This window comes from Streptomyces anthophorae (genome assembly GCF_049310305.1).
GTDB lineage: Bacteria > Actinomycetota > Actinomycetes > Streptomycetales > Streptomycetaceae > Streptomyces.
In genome coordinates this window covers 7,817,738-7,842,176 of record NZ_JBLWQQ010000001.1, presented here as the reverse complement: position 1 = coordinate 7,842,176, position 24,439 = coordinate 7,817,738, and the positions used below count along the sequence as shown (strand labels likewise).

The following is a 24,439-nucleotide window of genomic DNA, read 5'->3' as shown; positions in this document are numbered from 1 at the left end:
TCAGCGACCACCGACCGCAGCATTCCGCGCTTCCGTGACGCGCAGGAGCCTGCCGGCCCTCAGGTCGAGGTCGCGCTCCTGGCGCCAGTCCACCTCGGGGCAGGCGCGGATGATCCACCGCGCTGCGGTACGTGCTTGGGACGGGGTCAGCGGGAGACGTCGGCCGGAGTCGTCGTACGCGCTCGCGTGCGGGCTCGGCCAGGTCCTGGCGGGTCCGCGAAGGGTGACGCGGAGCGTGCGGGCGCCGGGGATCATCTCCGCCAGGAGCCTGGCCAGACGGAGCCTGCGGGCAGTGGTGGGCACGGCTGCACGCTCGGGCGCTTCGGCCGCGAGTGCCCTTCCTGGGCGGTTCTCGGGCATGCGAGAATTCCTCACTCGTAGGTGGAGTGGGGCGGCCGTTCTCGTCGAAAAGGTCAGCCGACCCGCTCTGGTTATGAATCCGTCGCCCTGAGGGGCGGCGGCCTCGGCGTCCGGAAGGTGCGAACTTCTGGGCGCCGGTTTCATTTCCCCTGGCCGGGGCGCCGTCGTAGGCGTCTGGGTAACTCCAGCTCAGCTCCTTCGCGTTGGACTGTCTCGGCGCTCTCCGCCGAGGGACCAGCAACATATGCGTGGCGCCTTGGAAGCTCCAGCGGATCGCTGTCGCTCATCCACTTCGACGCCGACTCGACGCTTACGCCCCATCCGGGAAGACGCGCCCAGCCCGCAGCCAGCCCTGACCTGCCCTGGATCGGGACGCCACGCTCGGCGCGCGGCCCGGCTCGACCTGGGCAGGAGGACAGCGAAGGGTGTAGGTTGAACACCTCGGTTCGCCAAACTGAACCTATCCCGGTTTGGACGCCGAATCAACATACTGAAGTTTCCGCGATTTAGAGAACCAGCTTCGGGAGAGCCTCCAGATGGCCCCTCGCCACTTCGACCGTGACCGGGTGCGCGCCTTGCGCCGCGCCCGGAACATCACCCAGAGCGAGCTGGGCGAAGCGGTCGGCGTGGGCGACTCGACAGTGGCGAGCTGGGAGCTGGGCTCCTCGACACCTGACGGCGAGAAGCTGCCCGTCCTGGCGAAGTTCTTCGGTCTGCCTCTCGACGAGCTCTTCCCGCGAAGAGCGGGCGACCTTCCCGACCTCGCCGATCTTCGCTGCGACGCCGGCTACAGCCAGTACCAGAGCAGAGAGCTGATCGGGACGAAGAGCTCCGGACCGGTCGCCAACGCCGAGCGCGGCAAGCGCCGGCTGAACGAGAAGTTCCAGGAACCACTGGCGAAGGCCTATGGCGTGACCGTGGACGAGCTCCTCGCGGCACAGGAGCGGTCCTTCGGCAACGAGGCACCGGCCCCGGAGAGCGCCCCGACCATGCCTCGAACCGTGGCCGAGAAGATCACATATCTGCTGGAGCACTCGTACCCTGGCACCCAGGCCCCGCCCTCGGATACGGAGATCGCCCAGGCGGTCAACGAACACGCGGGCGCGGAAGTCATCACGGCAGACGGCGTCCTCGCCCTGAGAACCGGAGACGACGAGGAACTGCCCCCGATCGTCGCCGACGGGCTCGCCGAGCTGTTCGGTGTCTCCCCGCTCTACTTCCAGACCAACGACAGGGTCGCCCGACAGGTCGTCGAAGGCCTCCGCCTCCTGGCCGCTGTACGCACAGGTGCCGTCGGACGAGTCGCCACCCGAGGACTCGGACCCGAGGGCATGTCGGACGAGCTGCTGGCCTTCCTCAACCAGATGGTCGGGGAGATGGCCGAACGAGAAGTGCCCGGGACCGACGGCCCCGGGCACTGAGTAACTTCATTCTCTCGGTCAGGCGTTGGCGCCAACCTCGTAGCGCCTTCCCGCCGCGATGACAGTCTCGACGCACTTCAGCGCGCCGAGGTCGGCAAGCGGGTCACCGTCGACGACGAGGACGTCCGCGCTGTAACCGGTGGTGAGCTGCCCGGTCTTGTCACCGACGCCCAGCGCGCGGGCGGCTTCCGTGGTGGCCATCGCGAGGATTCGCTCCTTGGGCAGGCCCAGGTGCTCGTAGAAAGTGAGGCTGGTGGGCAGCCCGTCGAAGCCCGCTCGCTGCACGCCCGCATCCGTTCCCGCGATCAGCCGTGCACCGGCGTTGGCCATCTGTCGTACGGCGTCGAACATGGCCTCCGCGCGCTCGGCACCGAAGAACTTGGGCAGCATCGGCCAATGCGGGCTGACCGCCGGGCACACGTAGATGTTCTTCTCGACGATCTGGGCGAGCACGTCCTCCCGGACATCGAAGCCGTCAGGCGTCATCCAGGTGCAGTGCTCGATGGTGTCGACGCCGGCCTCAACTGCGGCGGTGATGCCATCGACGCCGTGGGCGTGCGCGGCGACCGGAAGGCCGGCGGTGTGCGCGGCGTCGACAAGCGCCGCCAACTCCTCGTGAGAGAACTGGGATTCCCAGCTCTTGGCGCCGCCCTTGGTGAGCCCTCCCCCGGTCTCCATCACCTTGATGACCTTGGCGCCGACGTCGATGTTGCGCTGCACGAGGGCACGCACTTCGTCCGTTCCGGATACTTCGCCGCCGAGGAACCAGCAGTGACCTCCGGGCGGTGTGACGGGCGTGGCCGCCGAGACAATACGCGGACCGACGGCCTGGCCCTCACCGACCGCTTCCGCCAGGCGCACAGCGAGGCCATTCCGGTCGCCGAGGTCGCGCACCGTCGTGACGCCGATGCTCAGCAGCTGCTCGGCATGGGTCTTCATGTCGGCGAACAGTGCCTCGTCGTCCTGCTCCTGGAGCGTGGCGACCGGGTCCGGTCCCGCGTCGAAACAGAGATGGACATGGGCGTCGATCAGACCGGGCAGGACGGTCCCGGCGGGGTAAGCGAGTCGGGGCTCGTCGGGCCGGGCATGGCGTTCGACCTCTTCGCGCGGACCGACGCAGGCGATGACGCCGTCCCGTACGAGAACTGCCCCGTCGGGGATTACCTGTTGGTCGGCTCCGGCCAGGACGTGGGCGGCGGTGATGAGCATGCGGAGGCTCCCTTTCTCAGGTGGGGCGGTTCAGTTGACGGAGCGCAGGGCGTCGGACAAGGCGAGGAGTTCTTGGATGTCGGCCTCACGGCTGCGTTGTCTCGGTATGGCAGTCAGGGGCGGAGCCGACGCGGGCTTGGCCGCTCCATGCAAGTGAGCGTGAACGGCGTCGCGAAGCCGTTGTGCGGCCAGATGATGTGAGTCTGGTGCGCGCAGTTGGTCTCCGCTCTCCCCTGCCGGTGCCAGGTACGGACCGATCTCGACGAGCCCATCGCGGCATTCGACGATGCGACGATGGTGCCGCCGGTGCACGCCACGGGCGCGCCACCGATCCCGCAGGGAAGACGAGTGAGTGCTGAGTACGGCGTGCGGGGCGGCCTCCGCCATCAACGTCCACAGCGGTTCGAGGCGCGCATGTTCACGTCGGTGCCGTAGCCACAGGCGGCACAGCGAGACCCGCGCGCGGACTCCGGAGTACGTGATTCCGAAGACGAACAGCAGGGTCGAAACCACGAGTAGCAGAGCGACCCAAGCCAGCACCGCACCGGAGACCTCCCCGCCACGCCACCTGATCCCGACGATGACGGCCCGGATCGCGCACGCGACCGCCATACCGAACATGCCAGCCCCAGCTGTCCACAGACCGGTCGAGTGCGGCTTCGCCGACAGCTCGGCGTACCTGCGCGTCCAGAGCGCCGCGGCAGTTAGCGCGTACATCAAGTACAGGCCGGTCACCAAATAGAAGAAGGCGACCTGCCAGATGGTCATGTCTGTGGTGGAGAAGCTGCCGGCCAGTGCCTGATGCGGCACGGTCGCGGCGGCAACGATGACGGCCACTGCCACGACGGCAACGACCAGCCCCTCAACGCGGGCCCGGCGTCGACCGCCGCCCCCGTCTGCGGACGCGTACAGGTAGAAGCACATCAGGAAGTACACAGTGGCAAGTAGCAGGACGTTCTGCACGACTTTGGCGGCACCGTGTCCGGCCACCGTGTCGAATCCGGTCGCACCACCGGGCATGGCGACGGGGTAGGACATCGCGGCGCACGTCAGGCACAAGGTGACCGAGCGCAGTGACCGGTTCTGCGGCGCCTTGGCCAGCTGATAAAACTTCCAGCCGACGGCTGCGGCGAGCGCGACCAGGAACAGGACGGCCATCTACAGCCATCCCTGGTGGTCCCCGAGTGCGGCCTGTACGCACCGCACCGACGGATCATCGCTCTGCCGACCGGGCGCGACGCGGTCGAGAATCGTCGCCCACTCCCCCACGATCGTCGCCACGAGCTCGGCCTCCTGCTCCTCCTTGGTGTCGTAAGAGCACCGAAGGAGCGCACGCCGGATCGCGTCCGCCTTGAGCCCGGGCAAAAGCGACTCCCACACGGCGGTCCCGGGCGGTCCTGGATGATTGGCCAGGATGTGCCCGAGTTCATGCAGGACGATGTGGTCCTGATGATGCGGGGTCGTCTCCTGCTGGAACACGATCACATCGGCCGTCGTCATCTCGAGCCAGGCGCCGAGCGGGCCGTCGCTCGGCAGCGGAAACGCCCGCAGCTCGATGGGCCGCCCGCGTCGGCGGGTGAGCGCCGCGCACAGGTCCGGCACGCTCAACGGCGGCTGCACATCGAGTGACCGCAGTAGCCGACGAATCCGACGCTCCAAGTCACGGATCCCGGCACGCCCCTCATCACGCTGCTGACGCAGGCCGGAAAGCATTCGCCCGGTGCTGTTGTCCGAGGCCGCCCCCTCCTTGGGTCGGCTGCGCAGCGAATCGTTTCTGGCTGTTCGCCACAACATGGACACGGCCGGTCAGCTCCCTTACTCACACTGCTATTGCTCCAGCAATGTTGCACAGGGACTTTCGCTACCAGCAGTAGCGCTTCCGACGCCGCCCATTCTGACGGTTCGCGACCAGCTATCGGAATGTCACAGCCTGCATATGCCAACGCATGGAGATAATGGTACATACACGCTTAATTTTCTCGATCGAAAGGCGGGTGCGATCTACGCGTGAGTGATGCAACCCATACGGGGAAGCACGCAGTGTCTCCTGAGCTGGGGGCTCTACTCCGACACTGGAGGAGGCGGCTCGACTACCGCCGCATTCCCGGCATCGATTCCACACGCAGACGACTGAAAGACGGCTTGACCCAAGAGGAAGTGGCAAATCTCATCGGTGTCGCCGGTTCGTGGTACCGCCAGTTGGAGGGTGGCGGTCCTCGCCCAGTGTCCGAACAGGTCGTTCAACGTCTGGCCATGACTCTCAGACTCGAAGAGGACGAGCGAGTCGTCCTCTATCAGCTGGCCCTGGGCCACGCCCCTCCACCGTCGAACGCCGACCTTGGCGAGCAGACCGATGTGCATCTACAGGTCGTCCTGGACTCGCTGCTCCCCCACCCTGCCTACGTGTCGAACCTCTGGTGGGACATCGTCGCCCACAACCAGCCCCAGGAGGACTGGTTCCCGTGGTTGCCCTACGAGCGCAACCTGATGCGCTTCGCCTTCCTCTACCCGGAGGCACGCGACCAGCTCGTGAACTGGCGGGAAGATTGGGCCATTCCCTTCCTGGCGCAGATCCGGTTCGCCATCGCCACCCATCCCGACACCCCAGAACTCCTCGGTCTCCGAGACGAGATCCTGGAAGGAAATGACGAAGCACGCGACCTCTGGGCGACGCACCAGGCGCAGGCCCACCCGGACGGGGATGAACGCCGGTTCTCCTTGCCGCACCACGGCGGCGAGGAGATTCGAGTTCGCATCATGGCCTTCGCCCCGATGAGCAAACAGGACCAACGCCTTGTCATCCTGTTGCGTTTATAGGAACGGGATCGCAGACCGGCTTCTGAGCTCTCCCCTGAGTGCGGGCTCTCATTAACTGTTCACGCGTTACGCAAAGCGTCGAAGTCCAGGTTATGGAAAGCATTTTCGACGAAGCGGGCCGCGAGCCGCTCGGCAGCCTTCAGGTCTTCGTCACGGTCGATGGTGTGCTCACAGACTTGTAGGGCGACGCCGACACAAGCCGCGGCGAGAGCTGAAGCACTGGACCCAAGGTCGGGTCCGAACACTTCTTGGCGGTGAGTGATCAGAGCGGTGAGTTGCTCGGTTACGCCGTTCACGACCTCCCGCCTGAGAGTCGCCGGCCGGTCGCCGGTCTTCTCGCCCCGGAACAGCAGGTTGAAGCCCTCAGCTCGTTCGGTCGCGAACCGGAAGAGCGGCTCCATGCCAACCTCCGCCAGCTCCCCGAGCGGCAGACCACTCCCCCGCTCGTAGGCGTCGACCACCCATTCCCGGAAGACCTCGGCCTCACGTCGCACGACGTGCAGGTAGATCTGCTCCTTGTTGCCGAGCCGCGCATAGAGAGTGGGCTTGGTCGTCCCGGCGCGCCTGGCAATGTCCGCGACCTGCGCGGCGGTGTACCCCTCGGCGTGGAAGACGGCACGTGCCGCGTCGAGGAGTTGGCCTTTCTCGAAGCGGCGGCCGCTCAAGCTGGTGGTTGCACGTGTGGACACCGTTCAAGTCTACGGAGCACCTGTACTTCACTTCGACCACCAGCTTGGCTCGCTCTCCTCCGCCCTCCATGAACGGATCTCGCTCGGCCTGCTCACCGTGCCTGCCCACGCGGGGACCGCCGACTGCCGTCACGGCCCGGTAGGTAGCCCTTACAGGCCAAGCGGGTGCCCTCGGGCACCAACACCCGCGCAGCCGGCCGGGTCTCTCGAACTACACCGATCTCCTCGTAGGCGAGCCAAGCGTCACCGTCAGCCCTGCGTGTCTCCCTCGGGACAAGCGGGGAAGAGTTTCCGCGAGTCGCTAGTGGGCGTTGCGGGGGCGTTCGGGTCGGTGAAGCGGCAGCCGAATGTCAGGGCAGCGACCTGCTTCCGGTCGAGGATGTCGTCGCCGGCGGGGCGGGCCGTCTCCTCCCCCTGGGCCTCGCGGCGTTCCACCCAGCTGGTGAGGTCCTTCCACGCCTTGCCAAGTTCGACGTCGGAGAAGTCGCAGTGCATGGCGGACCGGATCTCGCGGTTCACGAGCAGGTCGGACTGGCCATTGTCGGCCACCTGCTTGGTGTAGGTCTGCTGCATGGACAGCGGCACGAGCATGTCGTCCATGGTGTGCATGCTCATCACGGGAACGCCCGGCTTGCCCAGAACGCGGGGCATGTCATTGAGCTCCATGCTGTTGCGCTCGTCCCAGTCGTCCGGGGCCACGCGCTCGATCGTCGGATTGATATCCACCGGTGTGGTCGGCTCGTAGCGCGTGGTGAGGTTCTGCGCCTGATGGCCGGCAATCGTGGGCAGCCCGCCCACCAGCATGGCATCCGCGTAGAGACCAAAGGCCGCATCTGCTGCCGGTCGAGGGCCGCCGGTCAGTTCGGTGAGCATCTGCTGGTACTGGCGTCCGGCCACAGTCGTGGGGTTCTCACCCGGCTTCAGGTCGGTAATCCCGAGCCGCTTCTTGATCAGCGGCAGCGCGTCCGTCTGGTAGTCGGTCCCCGCCGGATAGGCGTCGACGCCGGACAGGGCCTGGGCCGCGAGGTTTCCATCGAGGAAGTAGTCGTAGAGTCTGCGAGCGCCGACCTGGCCGCACAGGGACAACGCACCGTCGTAGTACTTCGGGTACTCCTCGAGCGAACGGGCGACCACGTGACCGCCCATGGAACCGCCGGTCATGTAGGTGCGGCTGGGCCGGTGGCCGAGCAGTTCAGTGGCTGCGTACTCGGCGAGATCGTGAGAGCTCGTGACCGCGGGACCCACGTTGTAGCCGGTGGTGGGGAAGCTCGAAGCGACCCAGGCGTAGCCCTCATCGACGAACTGCTTGCGCAGCCCGCCGACCGGTGGTTCCGCCTTGAGCTCGGTCCCGTCGCCCTGATCGCCATGGGCCCAGACGACAAGCTCTCCATTCCACTTCGGCGGGACCTCCAGATAGTAGGCAGCGTGGCGGTACATCCCCTGGACGACCTGGGTGGGCTTGCCATCGACCATGAGTGGGGGCAGCTGCGGAGTGCCGTCGGTGTAGCCGGGCAGTGGCTCGTTCCCGCCGGGATCATCGGCGCTTACGGGCCCGGCGGGTGACAACAGCAGAGCAGCGGCTGCGCACACTGCGAGCAGGGATGAGCTCCGTGTCGATTTCATGTCGACCTCCATCGGGCTGGTGTAGTCCCGGCTCGGCGCACCGAGTCGGAGTGAGGTGGGGGCAGCGGCTCATTTCGCCTACCGGCACGAGCAGAGTGTGGCGCCCAACAAGACACGACCGAACCGCTGTTGCTGTTGCTCTTGCTGTTGGTGGCGCTGTCACACGTCGGTCGGGGGTCCGGAGCGACGGCTCCCGGCGGTTGGTGGTCCACAGACCGACGTGGTGAGAGGCCGGGAGTGCTATCGCCGCGAGCATGACAAAGGTTTCTCCATCACACACCAATCTCCATTGGCCGCCGTCAATCCCGGCTCCGCGTGCCGACCCAGGTCGGCACGCAAAGTCCGGTGGCGGGGTGGACTCCCCCCACTCAACGCCCCTGCCACCGATCCAACTACTCGACAGCACGGACGAGAACGGGCGCCCCTTCCCCATGCTCGTGTTGCGGGGGCAGGGGAAAAGCAGGCAGGCGTTCCGCGGAAACCCGCACTCCCACCTTGAGCCAAGCTAGGCCTTAGCTTTACTTCAGGTCAAGGTGTCGGTCCGTCAGCGTCCAAGCAGCCGGGTAGCCATCCGGTCGAGCGTGGCATGCGCGGCATCGAGGCCCACGAGGTTGAGGTGCCCGTGAATCACCCCTGCCGAGAGCGCTTGTTCGACGTCGACCCCGGCAGCGTGGAGCTGCTCGGCGAACTGTTCACCGCTGCTGCGCAGCGGGTCGAACTCGTCGTTGTCGATGTAGGTGGGCGGGAAGCCGCTCAGGTCCTGCGCAAGGCCCGGGAAGGCGTACGGAGGCGCCGCCTCGATCGGTACGTTGCCCAGGTAGGGGCCGAACACCTGGTCAAGGTTCTTGGTGAGCAGACCGAAGGCCGCCGGGAGTTCGGCCAGGGCGGCTGCCAGTTCGCGCGAGGGCCCGGGCAACGGGGCGTGCACCAAGGGGTAGATCAGCAGCGCCTGCCAGGGGGGTTCGCCCTCGTCGCGCAGGCGCAATGCGGCTCCGGCCGCGAGGTTGCCGCCGGCGCTGGCTCCGCCGACGGCGATGCGGGCCGAGTCGACGCCCAGGGCGGTGGCATGGTCGTGCACCCAGCGGTAGGCGGCAACCACGTCGTCGTGCGGGGCAGGGAAGCGCACGTCCTCGTTGCACAGGCGGTAGTCGACGGAGACCACGACGGCGTCGGCCCGGCCTGCGATCCCCCGGGCCGTCTCGTGTGCCTCGGGCATGTCGAGATCACCGGCGACCCAGGCACCGCCGTGCAGCCAGACAAGGCAGGGGCGCGGCGACTGCGCAGGGCTGGCCGGGCGGTAGACGCGCACCGGGATCGGCGCCTGCGGGCCCGGCACCTTCCGGTCGTCGATCGCCAACTCCCAGTCTTCGTACGGGCCGTATGGCTCGGCGAGCGGCTCGAAGTCGCGGGCGGCGAGGTCTTCTATCGGTCTATCCGCCAACCGGCCCGCTCGCTCTGCGAGTTGGGGGTGCAAGGTGTGCTGCGGCGTGGTCATTGATGGCTCCTCCGACAGGGGCGGGTCGTGCTGTGGCCGACGTGGGAAGGAAGTCACTGCGTGGCGCTCGTAACGTCGGCTGTCTCCGCGCGTACCGAGGCGGCCAGTGCGTGGACGGCCTCCTCGTCGAGGCCGAGCATCGGGCCGACGAACCGGTCGAGCGGAATCTGCCCGGCCATCTTCAGCGCCATGGGCGCGATTCCGTCGAGCTGGACGGCGCCTGGGCAGGCGGCGAGGCGCTCGCGCAGCAGCTTGCCGCCGACGGGGTGGTCGAGCCATTCACCGAGCAAAGACTGGGATGTCAGCTCGTTGGTGATGCCATCGCCCGGGGTGTGCAGCTCGGCGCTCAGCCGGATGTCCCGTGAGGAGGCGCCGAGCTCGACAGTGAATACGCCGGGGTCGACACGCCAGCCGCCGCGGCGGGTCGAGTACCAGGCCAGGTCACGGCCAGTGAGGTGAAACTCCGCCCGACCCGATTGCCCCGGCTGCAGCGCCAGTTTGGTGAAGCCGCGCAGTTCGTGTCGCGGGCGAGTGGGGTGCGCCTCGTCGAAGGCGACGTAGAGCTGGACGATCTCCGCGCCCGCGTGACTACCGGTGTTGGTGATCATGGCTCGGACCGTCCACGCGTTGTCGCCGGTCTGCTCGACGTGCAGGTCGCTGTAGGCGAAGGTGGTGTAGCTCAGGCCGTGGCCGAAGGGGTAGGCGACCGGCAGATCCATGGTGTCGTAGTGGCGGTAGCCGACGTAACAGCCCTCGCCGTACACGCTGTGTCCGTCCTGGCCGGGGAAATGCGGGTAGGAGGGGACGTCCTGGAGGCGGAGCGGAATGGTTTCCGTGAGTTTGCCCGAAGGGCTGACCGCGCCGAAGACGAGGTCGGCCACGGCCGTTCCGCCAGCCTGGCCGCCTAGCCATGTTTCCAGCACGGCCGGTACGTCGTCATGCCACTCGCTCACCGAGACCGTGGCACCGTTCGCCAGAATCACTGCGACCTGCGGGCACTCCTTGGATACCGCACCGACCAGCTCACGCTGAACTGAGGGAAGTTGAATGTCGGTACGATCCTCTCCCTCGGTCTCCGAGTCGTCCGGCAACCCGAGGAAGAGCAGCACCACGTCCGCCTCGGCCGCGCACGCCACCGCCTCCTCGGTGAGCGCGACATCGGTGGTGCCGTCCACTGGGAAGCCAGGGGCGAAGGTCAGCTCAAGGCTCGGCCCGGCCGCTGCGCGCAAGGCATCCCAGGCGTTGTCGAGGCGCGAGGGGTTCACGCGGGAACTGCCGTGTCCCTGATAGCGAGGCGTGCGGGCGAACTCTCCGATGACCGCCACTTTCAAACTCGCCGCCGGGTCCAGCGGCAGCAGGCTGTCCTCGTTCTTCAGCAGTACCGCACCCGCGCCCGCCGCCTCACGGGCCAGCTCGTGATGGGCACTCTCGTCCCAGTCGTCGAAGCGCTGGGCCCGGTCCATCCGCTCCTGGAGGTCAAGGAAGCGGCGGGCAGCCGTTGCGACGACCTCCGGGTCGAGGCGCCCCTCTTCGACCGCCGAGACGATCCGGTGATCCGTACCGTTGGGAGGCATCTGCAGGTCACAGCCCGCAGCAAGCGCGGCGACCCGGTCGGTGACGGCGCCCCAGTCGGACATCACCAGTCCGTCGAAGCCCCACTCTTCACGCAACACCTTCGTGAGCAGCCACGGATTCTCGCTCGCGTACACCCCGTTGACCCGGTTGTAGGCGCTCATCACCGTGTACGGCTTCGCCTCCCGCACGATGTGCTCGAAGGCCGGCAGATACAGCTCCCGCAGGGTGCGCTCGTCAATGTCCGCGCTGACCCGCATCCGGTCCGTCTCCTGGTTGTTCACGGCGAAGTGCTTCACACATGCGCCGATGCCCCGCGACTGGATCCCATTGATCAGAGCCGCCCCCAAGACGCCACTGATGTGCGGGTCTTCGGAGAAATATTCGAAGTTGCGCCCACACAGCGGACTGCGCTTGATGTTCACACCAGGACCGAGCACCACGTCGACACCCAGCGCGGACGCTTCCCGGGCCAGCGCGGCCCCGACCCGGTGCAACAGGGCAGGGTCCCAGCTCGACCCCATGGTGACGGCGGGCGGATAGCAAGTGGCGGGCAAGGCCTCGGCGAACACGTTCCCATCGTCCGGCTTGCTGTGCCGCACCCCGTGCGGACCGTCAGAGACGTGCAGGGTTCGCACGACGTCACGGACGGCGGTGGTCGACCAAGGGCCGGCGCCCGAGGTGAGGGACGCCTGCTCGAGGAGGCTGAGCCGGCTGGGCTGTACGGGTGACATGTGCTTCCTCAGTAATAGATGGTGCTCTGTGGCCACTGCTCGACAAGGACCGTCTTCACGCCAACTCGGGGACGAGCGACTCGATCGCGGTGTGCCGCTGGTGGTCGCGCACCATGTCCCGGTCCATTCCGCTGGTCAGCAGGCAGAAGGAGAGGCCGGTCTCGGGGTCCGCCCACGTGGATTGCCCGCCGGCTCCGGTGTGGCCGAAGGCACGTGGTGAGGTATTGCCGCCGTACGGACGCATGCGCAAGGGGGCGTCGTACATGGGGAGTTCCAACGACCCGGCGTCGTGCGAACCTGTGATGACCAGACCGATGCTCCGGTTGGCGGGGGCGTCCGAGCGCAGCGGGTCGGCTGGAAAGGTGTTACGGATCCGACCCGTGGCGTCCGCCAGCACGTCCGGCCGCCACAGGCCGGACGTGTTGTGAAGCAGCTCTTGGTAGAAGAGGGCAACGCTCGCCGCGTCGGAGAAGGCGTTCGCACCGGGCACACCGAGCGAGACCAGGTCCGGTTCATTGGCGACAGCCAGCACCACGGCGTCGCTCGCTTCCAGAACTGCGGCGTCGACCGCACGGCCCATGATCACTTCCAGTGCCTCCAGCGGGTACGCGCCGGTCGCGACCACGCGCTGAAGATCACCCTGCTGCTCCTTGGGCACGCCCAGTTCGAGGCTGTCGAGCCCGAGCGGGTCGAGAACCCGGGCACGCAGCGCCTCACGATAGTCCTGTCCGGTCAACCGTTGGATCAGCTCGGCCAGCACCCAGTGTGCGGAGAAGCCGTGGTACTCATAGCGCGCACCGGGCTCCCACTCCAGCTGCCACTGCGCCATGGCAGCCGCCCGGGCCTCCCGATCCGGGAGCGACTCACGGTCGATGGCTCCGTTCGTCAAGCCGCAGGTGTGCAGCAGCACATGCTCCAGGGTGACGGCGTCCTTGCCGTGTGCGGCGAACTCGGGCCACACCTCTGCCACTTTGGTGTCAAGCGTGATGAGCTCCTCGCCCAGTAGCTGCCACATCACGGATGCCACGATCGGCTTGGTGGTGGAGAAGAGGCAGAATCGGTCACTGTCCCTCGCCTCACCGAAAGATTCGTGGGCAAGGATCTCGCCGTGCCGAGCGACGGCGAACTGCGCGGCCGGCCAGATCCCGTCGTCCACGGCCTTCTGAATGTGGGCGTGAAGGGAGGCCAGGTGGGTGCTGCTGTCGGATATCAATGGATCGCCTCTCCTCGGCAGTTCGAGGTGTGACACGGGACTCCGGCCCGGGCCGGACGGGCACCTCGGGGGTCGCGGATTTCCGTCAACCGAAAATCTATGCGCAGACAGAATTAGTTGCTACGGTCCCGACCGTCAATATCTAGCACCGGCTAGATTTCCCTCGCCGATCACAGGAGATCTGCGATGCCCCAGCCCGAGCCGCAACCAGACCTGGCCACCTCCACGCACGAGTCCCACGCCTTGGACTCCGCCGGGGGACGCTCCGCTGCCGCGGTTTCCACCGAGGCCGACGGGCCAGCCGACCAAGTGTCAGTGGAAAAGGTGTCCAAGCGGGCCGTCACCGCCATCCTGATCATGAGGTTCGGCAACACCGTGGCGGCCATGCTGCCCGCGCTGGTGGCCTTGCCGTTGATCATGGAGCGCATCGCGCCGGACAACAAGGAGACGGCACTGGGCGTCGCCACGGGCATCACGGCGTTCGGCGGTATGATCCTCGCCCCCCTCTGTGGTGCGCTGAGCGACCGCACCACCTCGCGCTACGGCATGCGTAGGCCGGGCCTGGCTATCGGCGCCGCGCTGGCCGTCGTGGGCCTCACGTGGCTCGGCCTCGCCGGGAGCCTGCCTGCCGTCTTCGGCGCGTTGGTGGTCCTCGCCATCGGGCAGGCACTCGCCAACGCGTCACATTCGGCCATGACTCCGGACAGCATTCCCGAGCATGCCCGGGGACGCGTCGTCGGGTTCGAGTCGATGCTCGGTCTGCTCGCCGCGCTCATCGCCGGCATCGTGGGGCCGCAGTTCATCGACAATCAGTTCCTGATGGCCGCCGGCGGTGTGCCGCTGCTCATCGTCACCTTCGTCATCGGCGTGTGGATCTACCGGGACCGCACACTGAGCCCGACGGAGGTCCCGCAACAACCTGTTGTCCGCACCGTGGCACGGGCATACATCTTCAACCCCAAGAGCGCGCCGGACTTCTCCTGGGTGTGGCTCAGCCGCTTCCTCATCACCTTCGGCATCGCGTTCACAGGGTCCTTTGCCATCTACTACCTCACGGACCACCTCGGGGTGGGCAAGAAGGAACTGCCCTCGCTGATCTCGGCCAACAGCGTGCTCAGCATGCTGGGCGCGCTGGTCGGCACCATCGTTGGCTCTTTCGTCACGGACAAGGTGCGCAGCCGCAAGCCTCTGGTCCTGATCTCCGCACTGCTACTGGCCACCGGAAGCGCCGTCGTTGCCTTCGCCCCCTCGGTCCCGCTCTTCTTCGTCGGCAGTGCGCTGATCGCACTCGCTACCGGGTTCTTCATTCCCACCGACGGGGTGCTGGTCATCAGCGTGCTGCCCGGCGGCGACAAGGACAACGCCAAGTTCATGTCCCTGTTCGTGATCGCCGACCAACTCCCCCGCTCAATAGGGCCAATGCTGGCGCCCGCGCTCCTCGCGCTCGGCGGAATGACGGCTCTGGGCGGATATCCGGTTCTCTACCTCGCCGGAGGCGCTGTCGCGATCATCGGCGGCGTGGTTGTGCGCCGCGTGCGCGGCCTCGTCTGACCATCCTTCACACCTGGAGGACACGACCAGCGGGCAGGTGACGCACCCCCACGCCTCCCTTTCACAGCAAGGAGCGACAAGTATGACGCAGTTCGACCCCCGGCCCACAAGGCTGTCCGCCGGCGAGCAGCCCGGCTCGGGAGTCCTCGCGACTCGCACTCCCCCGCTCAGGTGGCTACCACCAGCAGGTCCGGGCGCCCGCACGGGGTACGAGATCGAGGCCCGCTGGAACGGTGGTGCGCCGCAACGCCACCGCACTCAGGGCCCCGCACCACGGGCCGTCTGGCCGTGGCCCCCGATCCCGAGCCGTACGCGCGTCGACCTCCGCGTGCGGGTGGCGGGAGGGGACTCGTCCTCCTGGTCGGACACGCTGACCGTGCGCTCCGCGCTCTGGCACGAGACGGATTGGACAGGCCGCTGGATCTCGCCGCCGGACCACGACACCGATGCCGTCGACCGCGCCGCCTGGGAGCTGTGCACGTCGTTCGAACTCGCCGAACTCCCTTCGCACGCACGGCTGTACGCGACATCACTGGGCATCTACGAGGTTACGTTGAACGGGTCCCGGGTCGGCGACATCGAGCTGGCCCCCGGCTTCACCAGCTACCAAGCAACGCTCCATGCCCAGGCGTACGACGTGACCTCTCTACTGCGCCCGGGCCCCAACACCCTCGCCTTCACCGTCTCGGACGGCTGGTTCCGCGGCCGCAACGGCGGCCAGCAGATGCGGGACGTCTGGGGCAAAATCCTCGCCGTACGGGCCGAGTTGGAGACGCAGGACGACTCCGGCACGGTCACGACGGCCGCTGCAACCGGCCCCGATTGGACCACTCGCCCCTCGCCGATCACACGGGCCGACCTGATGCACGGGCAGTCAATCGACCTGCGGATCCGGCCCGCGGACGAGCCCGATGAACCGGTCCGGGTGGACACCGTCACAGCACCGACCCCGAGCTGGTCCCCCGCGCCGCCGGTGCGCCGCGTAGCGCAGTGGCGCCCCCGCTCGGTCACCCCGCTACACCAAGGTGTGTCGATCGTGGATGCAGGACAGAACATCTCCGGATGGCTGCGCCTGCGCAACCTCGGCGCCAGCGGAGCGCACACCCGCCTCGAATTCGGCGAACACCTCACCGTGGACGGCGACTTGACCACCGCCCACCTCGACCTGGCCAAGCCCGACGGCACACCCCTGCCCTGCCGCCAGATCGACGAAGTGACCGCCGCGGGCAACGCGGGCGAGGAGTTCGAGCCCCGCCACACCGTCCACGGCTTCCGCTACGTGCGTGTCACCCACCCGGGCCGCGCCCTGGACCGCAACGACATCACCGTCGTGGCGGTCCACACCGACCTGGAGCAACGCGGCTGGTTCAGCTGCAGTGACCCCGAACTCGAACGGCTCCACCGGGCGGCCGACTGGAGCTTCCGAGGCAACATCGTCGACATCCCCACCGACTGCCCCACCCGCGAACGCTCCGGCTGGACCGGGGACTTCGGCCTCTACGCGCCTGTCGCCGCGCGCCTCTACGGCATCGCCGGCTTCGGCCACAAATGGCTGCGGTCCGTCCGAGACGACCAACTCGACAGCGGGCTGCCCGCCATGTTCTCCCCCGCCTCCGAGCGGATGCGGGAACACCCGGACCACAGCGGGCTGGTCGGCGGCGGTTCCGCGGGCTGGGGCGACGCCCTGATCGACGTGCCGTGGACGCTGTACACCGAGTACGGCGAGACCCAGATCCTGGCGGAGAGCTGGGAAAGCATGCGGGCCTGGATCGAATACGCCCTGCGCTGTGCCCGCGAGATACGCCACCCCTCCCGCACCGCCGCGCCCGCGCCACACGAACAGTACGTCTGGGACGGCCCATTCCACTTCGGCGAGTGGTGTGAGCCGCGCCGCGCCGACGACCCACCGCTGTCCGTCGCGAACCTGTTCGCCACCGACCAGGGCGAGGTCGCCACCGCCTACCTGTTCCGCTCGCTGACCCGGTTCAGCGCCATGGCCACCGTCCTCCAACGCCCCCAAGAGGCCGCCCACTACGGCACCTTGGCCGAACGCGTACGCGACGCCTGGCGCACCGAGTTCCTGCGCCCCGACGGACACACCGCCGCCGACACCCAGGCCGCGTACGTGCGCGCGCTCGCCTTCGGTCTCCTCCCCGGCGGCTTGCGCGACGCCGCCACTGACCGCCTTGTCGCCCTCATCCATGAAAACGACGACCGGATCGGCACCGGCTTCCTCACCACCGGCCTCCTGCTGCCGACCCTCGCCGAGGCGGGCCACACCGATCTGGCGTACGCCCTCCTCCTGCGCCGCGGCATCCCCTCCTGGCTGGGCATGCTCGACCGCGGCGCGACGACCATGTGGGAGGAATGGGAAGGCGTCGATGAGAACGGCAACGCCCACGCCTCACTCAACCACTACAGCAAGGGCGCGGTGATCCAGTTCCTGCATGCCTACGTGGCGGGGCTGCAGCAACACTCGTCGTCGGTGGGCTGGGAGCACTTCGTCGTCCGCCCGTACCCGGGCGGCGGACTCACAGCGGCCCGCTTTTGCCATCTCACCCCGCGCGGCCCGATCGACGTCAACTGGGCCCTCGACGGCACCCACTTCACGCTCGACGTCGACGTTCCCCCGACCTCGACCGCTGAGATCGTCCTGCCCGATGGCGACGTTCAACACCGGGGAGCAGGCCACCACCAATTCACCTGTACGACCACGGCCGTGTGCTCCGACCATGCCGCGACCACCCGCTAGAAACAGAAGGAACCCATGTCGAACACACCGAACTTCCTGTGGGGCGCCGCCTCGTCGGCCCACCAGATCGAGGGAGACAACACCAACAACGACTGGTGGTGGCTCGAGAACCAGCCGCAGAGTGCCATGGAGCCCAGCGGGAAGGCCATCGACAGCTATCACCGCTACCCCGAGGACATGAGCCTGCTGGCCGAAGCGGGCCTCAACTCATACCGTTTCAGCCTGGAATGGGCCCGTATCGAACCAGCGCCCGGTGAGTTCGACCGCGGCGTCCTGGCCCACTACCGCCGCATGATCGACACCGCGTTCGAACTGGGCCTCACGCCCGTCGTCACCCTCCAGCACTTCACCCACCCCCTGTGGTTCGTCCAGGAGGGCGGCTGGCAAAGCGGGAAGGGCGTCGACCGCTTCGCCCGCTACGTGGAGCAGGTGGCCACGATCATCAAGGACGTTCCGTGGTTGTGCACGATCAACGAGCCCAACGTCCTGACACTGTCGACGCGCATGGTCGACCGGTTCGTCTCGGGGCGGGCGACATCGATGACCGTCGCGGCCGGACCCAATTCAGCCCTGCCCACACCCGATCCCCGAATCGGTGCGGTCCTGGCCGAGGCGCACGCCGCCGCCCAGGACGTTCTTCATACGCGCACCGACGCCAAAACCGGCTGGACCGTCGCCTGCCAGGCGCTTACCCCGGCCCCGGGCAGCGAGGCCAAATTCGCCGAGGTGAAACACGTCTGGGAGGACTTCTACCTGGAACACTCCCGCGGCGACGACTTCGTCGGCGTGCAGACCTACACCAGCCAGACCGTCGACGCGAACGGGATCGTCCCCCACCCCGCACACCCGGACAACACCCTCACCGGCTGGGCCTATCGCCCCGACGCTCTCGGTATCGCCGTCCGCAACGCCGCCGAGGTGACGAACGGGACCCCGATCATCGTCACCGAGAATGGCATCGCAACCCGGGACGATCAGCTCCGCATCCGCTACACCTCCGAGGCGCTCCGCGCACTGTTCGCCGCCGTGGACGACGGCATCGACGTACGCGGCTACCTGCACTGGTCAGCGTTCGACAACTACGAATGGGGCCACTGGGGGCCGACGTTCGGCCTGATCGCAGTCGACCGGACGACTTTCGAACGCACCCCGAAGCCGAGTCTGAGCTGGCTCGGGAGGGTCGCCCGTGACGGCTACGGCGGGCAGGACGTCACCGCGGCATGAGGCACCTAAAATCTCACTGGAGTAAGTTTTCCTGTCGGCGAGTCCCGACCACGTAAAGAGAGGCTGGTTCAGCGGTGGCGAGCGCGAGGGGACCCTACGCGAAGAGCGCCCGGGTGCGGGCGGCAGCGGTCGAAGCCGCGGCCGAACTCTTCGGCGCCACCGGATACAGGGGAGCGACCTTCAAGGACGTGGCGACAAAACTCGGCATGACCGCCGCCGGGCTGACGTACTACTTCCCGGACAAAGACGCCCTGCTCGCCGCCGTACTCGACGAACGGGACCGCCCCGCCGTGACGGAGGGCACCGCGCTCCCTCCGTCCCCCTCGCGCACAGACATCACTGATCACGTGATGCGGATTCTCACCGAGAACATCGCGCATCCCGGCCTGGCTGAACTTCACTGTGTTCTCTCGGCGGAGGCGACCTCCGTCGAGCACCCGGCGCACGAGCACTTCCGCGATCGCTACCGCAAGGCCCGGGAACTGCTGACCGAGGCCTTCGAAGCAGCCACCGAACGTGGCGAGATCGGCACCTCCGTGCCGCCCCTCACCCTGGCCACACTGCTGCTCAGCGTCCTGGACGGCGTCCAGTTGCAGTGGCTCCTGGACCCCGAGGAGGTCGACATGCGGGCGACCGTACGTGCCTTCATCGACGACCTCCTCGTACCGTCCCACTCCCCATGAGGCCGAACCGCCGACCCACCGGGCCCGGTTATGGAGCTACCCGTCACAGGTTGTGTTGCCTCCACCGAGTGTGAACTTCTTGAAGAAACTCCACGACACTTCGGAGGCGCTGGGGCCCTGAGGGTCGCTGCCGGCATCATCTGGGGCCGTCGGCCCGCCCGGCCATGCGTGCCCCATTCCGTCCACGATCCATCGCTCGGCGATCTGGCAGCCGCTCCGATCCCGTGCAACCTTCTTGGTCCACGCGTAGCCGTCGGGGACCTGTCCGGTGACGGTCGAGGCCGGATCATCCCGGAACGTGTCACCGTCCGTCCCTGGTTTCAGGAGATTGTTGGTCGCCAACCACGCGAGGTAGGCACGTCGGGTGCACCCTCCTGGTGCCGGCTGCTCCCCGAGGACGTCATTGGTCCCCCCGAGGGTGACGACGGGCATCACATGCGCCCGCGGCCCCATCTGCTCGACCGCCTGTGGTGCGTAGAGCGGAGCAGCCAGGTCGGACATCGTGGTACAGGTGAGGAAATCCATGCCGTAGCCGCCGCCCGCGACCAAGCCGATGGCTGCATACAGGTCGGGATAAGCCCCAGCCGTGGCGCTCGTCTGGAAGGCGCCCGCCGACCCGCCGATGAGATAGACACGGTCGGGGTCCGCACGGTAGGCGGCGCTGGTCTCACGAGTGATACCGGCCACGATATCGGCGTCACCGCCGCCCCCTCGGGACTTGTGGGCCTTGTCATCGCCGACCGCGCCCCAGCACTGCCCGCCGTTGTCGGGGTAGGCGACAAGGAACCGCTCACGGTCCGCCATGGGGTTGAGCTGGGTGGCGTTCATCATCTGCTCAGCCGTCGTCCCGCAGCCGTGCAAATTCACATACAGAGGGAGCTCGTCGGTCTCCTTCCACCCCTCCGGCACATACACCAGGTAGTCGTTCACGCCGGTCGACGCGCTGTACGTCCGGTGGTCGACTCGGCCTTGTCCACCGCCGGCGTCATCGATTGAGGCATTGCCGGAGGGAGCGGCCCCGAACACCAGGAGACTCGCTGCGGCGAGCACGGCCAGCACCGCACGAAGCCACGTCGGCCGGGTCGATCCGCGTGCGGATCCAGAGCGCCAAGATGTGCCACGACTATTGTTGTTCCAGGGACACTTCACAGATGAATGGGCCATTGGTCCTCCCGGCGCAGCCCCGCGGACACGGGCACGGCGCACATCGAAACCGAGGTTCAGGACGAGCCGGGCGAGTTGTCCGCCCTCACACCTACGCCAGCACGTACCCCCCGTCGACGTGGAGGCAGGTGCCCGTGGTGTAGGAGGAGCCGGGCCCCGTCAAGTAGGCAACGGCCGCCGCCACTTCGGCGGGCTCACCCATGCGGGGTATAGGTGATTGGGACACTCCGTACTCGGCTCCTGCCGCCATGGGCGACGCGATCGGCCCGGGAGCCACCGCGTTCGCCGTAATTCCCCAGGCACCGGTCTGTCGGGCGATCCAGCGAGTCAAGTTGATCGCTCCGGCCTTCGCGGAGGCGTAGGCGGCGCCAGATCGGCCACCGCTGCCGGCCGGGTCGACCGGGCCGATGCCGCCGACCTTGCCGGAGACGGACGCGATATTGATCAGGCGCCCGCTTCCCTGCTGCTTCATGTGCGGGAAGACCGCTGCCTGGCAGGCGAACGCCATCGCGGTGAGGTTGGTGTCGAGGTCCCGCTGCCAGGTGGCGACAGTGAGTTCCTCGAAAGATTCGCGACCACAGGTGCCCGCGCAGTTGACGAGGATATCGAGTCGGCCGAAGCGGGCGGCAACATCGTGCACGGCCGCTTGAAGGGCGAGTATGTCGCGTACGTCCACGCGGAGCGCGTCGGCCGCCCCGATGCGGGTCGCGGTGTCCTTGACCGCCGGCACGATGTCGAGGAGTACGACGATGTCACCGTCTGCGATGAGGCGTTGGGCAATGGCTTCACCGATGCCTTGTGCGGAGCCGGTGACCAGGGCGACGCGGCGGTGCGGGTTCAGTGATGCGGTTGGTGCGCTCACGGGCGTGCTCCGGGTGCTGTCGTGGGTGAGGTGTCATTTGCCGACGCGGAAGCGCCGGACCTTGCCGACACTGGTGCGCGGGAGTTCGTCGATGAGGTGCCAGGCGCGTGGCCGGGCCGCGGGCGCGAGGTTACGGGCGGCCCACGCGTCCAGGTCGTCCGCGCGAGGTGGCTCGCCGGGATCACGGGCCACGACGTAGGCGACGGGCACCGTGTCGCGTACGGGGTCGGGCACACTGACCACCGCGGCCTCCAGAACACCGGGGGCTTGAGCCACCGCGGCTTCGACCTCGGTGAGGCTGACGTTCTCGCCCGCCACCTTGATGACGTCGTCGACGCGGCCGGTGAATCGCAGCACGCCGTCGGCACTGCGGGCGACGAGGTCGCCCGTGGCGAACCATGTGCCCTCCGGACTGGTGGTGAAAGCCCTGGCGGTGGTCTTCTCCTCATTGAGGTAGCCGACGAAGAGATCGCGTCCGGGTGTGCCGAGCACATGGAGCTCTCCCGGCACACCCGGTGCCGCCTCATCCCCACTCGCCGGGTCCGTCACACGGATGCGGCGGCCTGCGACCGGGGAGCCGATCGCGTCGTGGACAGGGTGCGCGCCCGCGTCGGCGGTGACGATCGCGACCGTCTCCGTCATGCCGTACAACTGCCGGGGGCGGGTGCCGACCAGTCGTGCGAATCGTTCGTAGTGCTCGGCGCCCAGGCTCTGTGCGAACCACACATGTTCCAACTGGAGCGGCGGCTCTTCACTCGGCGTACGGGCCAGGATCATTCGCACCGGAGCGGCAAACAGGCTCGCGTGGGTGACCCTCAGTTCGCGGGCGTGCGCCACCCAGCCGGAGGCGCTGAAGGCGGCGCTCAGCGCGATGCTCGCGCCGACGGCAATAGCCGGTGCGAAGCAGTAGTACTGGGCGTTGGCGTGGAACAAGGGAAGGGTGACATGCCAGCGGTGGCGCGGCCGCAACTGTGCCGCCTCCGCCATCACGGTGGCGACGTGGGCGTAGTTGGCCTGTGTGAGAACAACTCCCTTGGGCTCGGAGGTGGTACCGGAGGTGAACATGACCGCGAGACGGTCCTCCGGCCGTACCGGCTCGCCCCTCTCCACGGGATGCGCGCCGAAGAGGGGCCCACCGACGCCGTTCACATCACCAGCGTCCTCCCCCAGCGCCAGAACTACCGGGATCCTGTCGCCCACGCCCTCGCGGTAGACGTGGTCACGGGTGAACGCGCACACGCCGACCACGGGCCGCACCCGACGCACCTGCCGGTCGATGTCACGCACGGACGAGGCCGGATCGACCGGCACCATCCAGGCGCCCAGGCGTGCCACCGCCAGCCAAAGCGCTACGAAGGCGGGGCAGTTGCGCAGGGCGACGTGCACAGCCGTGTCGTGGACGACCCCGGCGGCCCGCAGGGCCCCGGCCGTGCGGGCCACTACGGCGTCGAACTCCTCGTATGTCCATTGGGTGATCTCGCCCGACTCCGCACGGAAGACAAGGAAGGGAGAGTGGGGGTTTCGGCCTACGGCCGAGTCCCAAGTGTGTTGGAACGTATCGGAGATCATGTCCGGATTTCCTTGTGCTGGTGAGAGCCGACGGGACGGTCGAGGGACGCCAGGGAGATGCCCCGTGTCTCCCTGGCGCAGGCGACCGCGACGAGAGTGACGACCGAGGCCGCGGCGAGGTACAGGGCGATCGGGACCGAGCTGTCGAAGCGTTCCAGGAGCGCGACGGCGATGATCGGCGCGAGTGAGCCGGCGGCGATCGAGGTGACCTGGTAGCCGAGGGAGATCCCGGAGTAGCGGATCCGGGTGGGGAACATCTCTGCCATCAGCGCGGGCTGCCCCGCGTACATCAACGCGTGCACGAGCAGGCCGATCACGATCGCGGCGAGGATGACGCCGTCCTGGGCGGTGTCCATCATCGGGAAGGCGATGAAGCCCCAGCCTCCCCCGAGGACGGCTCCGGCCGCGTAGACGGGGCGACGGCCTATCCGGTCCGTGAGGGCGCCTGCCAGTGGTATCGCCACGAAGTGCACGGCGTGAGCAAGGAGCAGGAGCCGCAGGATGCGGTCGGTGCCGGTCTCCACGACGACCGACAGGTAAGTGATCGAGAAGGTGACCACCAGGTAGTACATGAGGTTCTCGGCGAACCGGAGGCCCATGGCGGTGAGCACCTCACGGGGGTAGCTGCGCACCGCCTCGAACACGCCGAACTGCTCGGCCGAGCGCTGAGCCGCCTCGGCCTGCGCCGCCTGGAAAACCGGCGCGTCAGTGACGTGTGTGCGCACGTAGTAGCCAATCAGTACGATCACCGCGGAGAGCCAGAAGGCGAAGCGCCAACCCCAGGCGAGAAACGCCTCGTCGGACAAGGTCGAGGTGAGGAGCAGCAGTACGGCGGTGGCGAGGATGTTCCCGACCGGGACGGCCGCCTGCGGCCAGCTCGACCAGAAGCCGCGTCGCTCGTCGGGGCTGTGCTCGGCGACCAGAAGCACCGCGCCTCCCCACTCGCCGCCCACCGCAAAGCCCTGGACGAAGCGCAGGACGACGAGGAGTACCGGTGCCGCGTAACCGATGGCATCGAAGCTCGGGATGCATCCCATCCCGAATGTCGCGATGCCCACCAGGACGAGGCTGACCTGGAGGAGGGTCTTGCGGCCGTGGCGGTCGCCGAAATGACCGAAGACCAGGCCGCCCAGCGGACGGGCGGCGAACCCGACCGCGTACGTCACGAACGCTGCGAGGATTCCCTCCAGTTCGCTGTTGCCCGGCGGGAAGAACAGCTTTCCGAAGACCAGCGTCGCCGCCGTGGCGTAGAGGAAAAACTCGTACCACTCGACGACCGTGCCGGCCATGGACGCGTACACGATGCGTCGCAGTGCCGGCCCGCGCGCGCCTTCGGGAGCGGGGTTGTGAGGCATGGAAGTTCCTGTCCGTGGTCGATGCAGGACGGAGCCGGCCCGGGTGCACCAGGTCCAAGGGGGGTGTGCGACAGAGTTTCGATCGACAGGAATGTCAGGTCAATGCACCGTGAAGGGCTTGATTCGCAAGGCGGCCCTGCAAAAAT

At 67.6% G+C, this 24,439-nt stretch carries 19 protein-coding genes; 6 read left to right on the top strand and 13 right to left on the bottom strand.

Annotated elements, in window-relative coordinates; translation table 11 throughout:
* On the bottom strand, positions 1–303 hold the full coding sequence (locus ACNYS0_RS35570; RefSeq protein ID WP_422479712.1) for a hypothetical protein: 303 nt from the start codon (positions 301–303) through the stop codon (positions 1–3).
* A gap of 593 nt (positions 304–896) precedes the next feature.
* Here ACNYS0_RS35570 and ACNYS0_RS35565 point away from each other — a divergent pair.
* Positions 897–1,781, top strand: a complete 885-nt coding sequence (locus ACNYS0_RS35565) for a helix-turn-helix domain-containing protein (RefSeq protein WP_422479710.1) — start codon at positions 897–899, stop codon at positions 1,779–1,781.
* Positions 1,782–1,799: 18 nt separating this feature from the next.
* Here ACNYS0_RS35565 and ACNYS0_RS35560 read toward each other — a convergent pair whose 3' ends face one another.
* Genes ACNYS0_RS35560 through ACNYS0_RS35550 form a run of 3 tightly spaced genes read right to left on the bottom strand, consistent with a single transcriptional unit; the run spans position 1,800 to position 4,790 of the window.
* On the bottom strand, positions 1,800–2,990 hold the full coding sequence (locus ACNYS0_RS35560) for an amidohydrolase family protein (protein WP_422479708.1): 1,191 nt from the start codon (positions 2,988–2,990) through the stop codon (positions 1,800–1,802).
* Between the two features lie 30 nt (positions 2,991–3,020).
* Positions 3,021–4,148, bottom strand: coding sequence for an MAB_1171c family putative transporter (locus ACNYS0_RS35555; RefSeq protein WP_422479706.1), 1,128 nt, complete (start codon positions 4,146–4,148; stop codon positions 3,021–3,023).
* A complete protein-coding gene (locus tag ACNYS0_RS35550; RefSeq protein ID WP_422479704.1) occupies positions 4,149–4,790 on the bottom strand; it encodes a hypothetical protein in 642 nt (213 codons plus the stop codon). It abuts the gene before it with no gap.
* A gap of 207 nt (positions 4,791–4,997) precedes the next feature.
* On the opposite strand from ACNYS0_RS35550, the gene ACNYS0_RS35545 reads away from it, so the two are divergent.
* Positions 4,998–5,807 carry a helix-turn-helix transcriptional regulator gene (locus tag ACNYS0_RS35545; protein WP_422479702.1) on the top strand — a complete coding sequence of 270 codons (810 nt, stop codon included), beginning with the start codon at positions 4,998–5,000 and terminating at the stop codon, positions 5,805–5,807.
* Between the two features lie 59 nt (positions 5,808–5,866).
* On the opposite strand, the gene ACNYS0_RS35540 is transcribed toward ACNYS0_RS35545, so the two are convergent.
* From ACNYS0_RS35540 to ACNYS0_RS35520, 5 genes are all read right to left on the bottom strand, one after another.
* Positions 5,867–6,496, bottom strand: coding sequence for a TetR/AcrR family transcriptional regulator (locus ACNYS0_RS35540; protein WP_422479700.1), 630 nt, complete (start codon positions 6,494–6,496; stop codon positions 5,867–5,869).
* A gap of 249 nt (positions 6,497–6,745) precedes the next feature.
* Complete coding sequence (locus tag ACNYS0_RS35535; RefSeq protein WP_422479698.1) at positions 6,746–8,131, bottom strand: alpha/beta hydrolase family protein; 1,386 nt, start codon at positions 8,129–8,131, stop codon at positions 6,746–6,748.
* 532 nt (positions 8,132–8,663) lie between these two features.
* Entirely contained in the window at positions 8,664–9,614 is a 951-nt protein-coding gene (locus ACNYS0_RS35530) for an alpha/beta hydrolase (RefSeq protein ID WP_422479696.1), read from the bottom strand.
* Positions 9,615–9,667: 53 nt separating this feature from the next.
* On the bottom strand, positions 9,668–11,920 hold the full coding sequence (locus ACNYS0_RS35525) for a glycoside hydrolase family 3 C-terminal domain-containing protein (RefSeq protein WP_422479694.1): 2,253 nt from the start codon (positions 11,918–11,920) through the stop codon (positions 9,668–9,670).
* A gap of 55 nt (positions 11,921–11,975) precedes the next feature.
* Positions 11,976–13,169 (bottom strand): serine hydrolase domain-containing protein, encoded by a 1,194-nt coding sequence (locus ACNYS0_RS35520; protein WP_422479692.1) that lies wholly within the window; start codon positions 13,167–13,169, stop codon positions 11,976–11,978.
* 150 nt (positions 13,170–13,319) lie between these two features.
* Between ACNYS0_RS35520 and ACNYS0_RS35515 the strand changes: the two genes are divergently transcribed.
* The 4 genes from ACNYS0_RS35515 to ACNYS0_RS35500 all read left to right on the top strand — a co-directional run bounded on the left by ACNYS0_RS35515 (position 13,320) and on the right by ACNYS0_RS35500 (position 19,343).
* Positions 13,320–14,684 carry an MFS transporter gene (locus tag ACNYS0_RS35515; RefSeq protein ID WP_422479690.1) on the top strand — a complete coding sequence of 455 codons (1,365 nt, stop codon included), beginning with the start codon at positions 13,320–13,322 and terminating at the stop codon, positions 14,682–14,684.
* Positions 14,685–14,766: 82 nt separating this feature from the next.
* Positions 14,767–17,436, top strand: a complete 2,670-nt coding sequence (locus ACNYS0_RS35510; protein ID WP_422479688.1) for a family 78 glycoside hydrolase catalytic domain — start codon at positions 14,767–14,769, stop codon at positions 17,434–17,436.
* 15 nt (positions 17,437–17,451) lie between these two features.
* Positions 17,452–18,660 (top strand): glycoside hydrolase family 1 protein, encoded by a 1,209-nt coding sequence (locus tag ACNYS0_RS35505; RefSeq protein ID WP_422479686.1) that lies wholly within the window; start codon positions 17,452–17,454, stop codon positions 18,658–18,660.
* A 113-nt stretch (positions 18,661–18,773) separates the two neighbouring features.
* Positions 18,774–19,343 (top strand): TetR/AcrR family transcriptional regulator, encoded by a 570-nt coding sequence (locus tag ACNYS0_RS35500; RefSeq protein ID WP_422479684.1) that lies wholly within the window; start codon positions 18,774–18,776, stop codon positions 19,341–19,343.
* Between the two features lie 36 nt (positions 19,344–19,379).
* On the opposite strand, the gene ACNYS0_RS35495 is transcribed toward ACNYS0_RS35500, so the two are convergent.
* From ACNYS0_RS35495 to ACNYS0_RS35480, 4 genes are all read right to left on the bottom strand, one after another.
* Positions 19,380–20,402, bottom strand: a complete 1,023-nt coding sequence (locus tag ACNYS0_RS35495) for an extracellular catalytic domain type 1 short-chain-length polyhydroxyalkanoate depolymerase (RefSeq protein ID WP_422479682.1) — start codon at positions 20,400–20,402, stop codon at positions 19,380–19,382.
* Positions 20,403–20,598: 196 nt separating this feature from the next.
* Positions 20,599–21,369, bottom strand: a complete 771-nt coding sequence (locus ACNYS0_RS35490) for an SDR family NAD(P)-dependent oxidoreductase (RefSeq protein WP_422479680.1) — start codon at positions 21,367–21,369, stop codon at positions 20,599–20,601.
* A 33-nt stretch (positions 21,370–21,402) separates the two neighbouring features.
* Positions 21,403–22,938: a class I adenylate-forming enzyme family protein gene (locus ACNYS0_RS35485; RefSeq protein WP_422479678.1), complete on the bottom strand. Its 1,536-nt coding sequence runs from the start codon at positions 22,936–22,938 to the stop codon at positions 21,403–21,405.
* Complete coding sequence (locus tag ACNYS0_RS35480) at positions 22,935–24,293, bottom strand: MFS transporter (protein WP_422479676.1); 1,359 nt, start codon at positions 24,291–24,293, stop codon at positions 22,935–22,937. Before ACNYS0_RS35480 ends, ACNYS0_RS35485 begins: the two co-directional genes overlap by 4 nt.
* Positions 24,294–24,439: the final 146 nt, after the last annotated feature.

Bases quoted from the DNA above. Each gene is read 5' to 3' on its own strand.
- ACNYS0_RS35505 (WP_422479686.1), top strand. From the start codon at position 17,452: ATGTCGAACACACCGAACTTCCTGTGGGGCGCCGCCTCGTCGGCCCAC.
- ACNYS0_RS35565 (WP_422479710.1), top strand. From the start codon at position 897: ATGGCCCCTCGCCACTTCGACCGTGACCGGGTGCGCGCCTTGCGCCGC.
- ACNYS0_RS35530 (WP_422479696.1), bottom strand. From the start codon at position 9,614: ATGACCACGCCGCAGCACACCTTGCACCCCCAACTCGCAGAGCGAGCG.
- ACNYS0_RS35555 (WP_422479706.1), bottom strand. From the start codon at position 4,148: ATGGCCGTCCTGTTCCTGGTCGCGCTCGCCGCAGCCGTCGGCTGGAAG.
- ACNYS0_RS35525 (WP_422479694.1), bottom strand. From the start codon at position 11,920: ATGTCACCCGTACAGCCCAGCCGGCTCAGCCTCCTCGAGCAGGCGTCC.
- ACNYS0_RS35510 (WP_422479688.1), top strand. From the start codon at position 14,767: ATGACGCAGTTCGACCCCCGGCCCACAAGGCTGTCCGCCGGCGAGCAG.
- ACNYS0_RS35515 (WP_422479690.1), top strand. From the start codon at position 13,320: ATGCCCCAGCCCGAGCCGCAACCAGACCTGGCCACCTCCACGCACGAG.
- ACNYS0_RS35485 (WP_422479678.1), bottom strand. From the start codon at position 22,938: ATGATCTCCGATACGTTCCAACACACTTGGGACTCGGCCGTAGGCCGA.
- ACNYS0_RS35480 (WP_422479676.1), bottom strand. From the start codon at position 24,293: ATGCCTCACAACCCCGCTCCCGAAGGCGCGCGCGGGCCGGCACTGCGA.
- ACNYS0_RS35535 (WP_422479698.1), bottom strand. From the start codon at position 8,131: ATGGAGGTCGACATGAAATCGACACGGAGCTCATCCCTGCTCGCAGTG.
- ACNYS0_RS35560 (WP_422479708.1), bottom strand. From the start codon at position 2,990: ATGCTCATCACCGCCGCCCACGTCCTGGCCGGAGCCGACCAACAGGTA.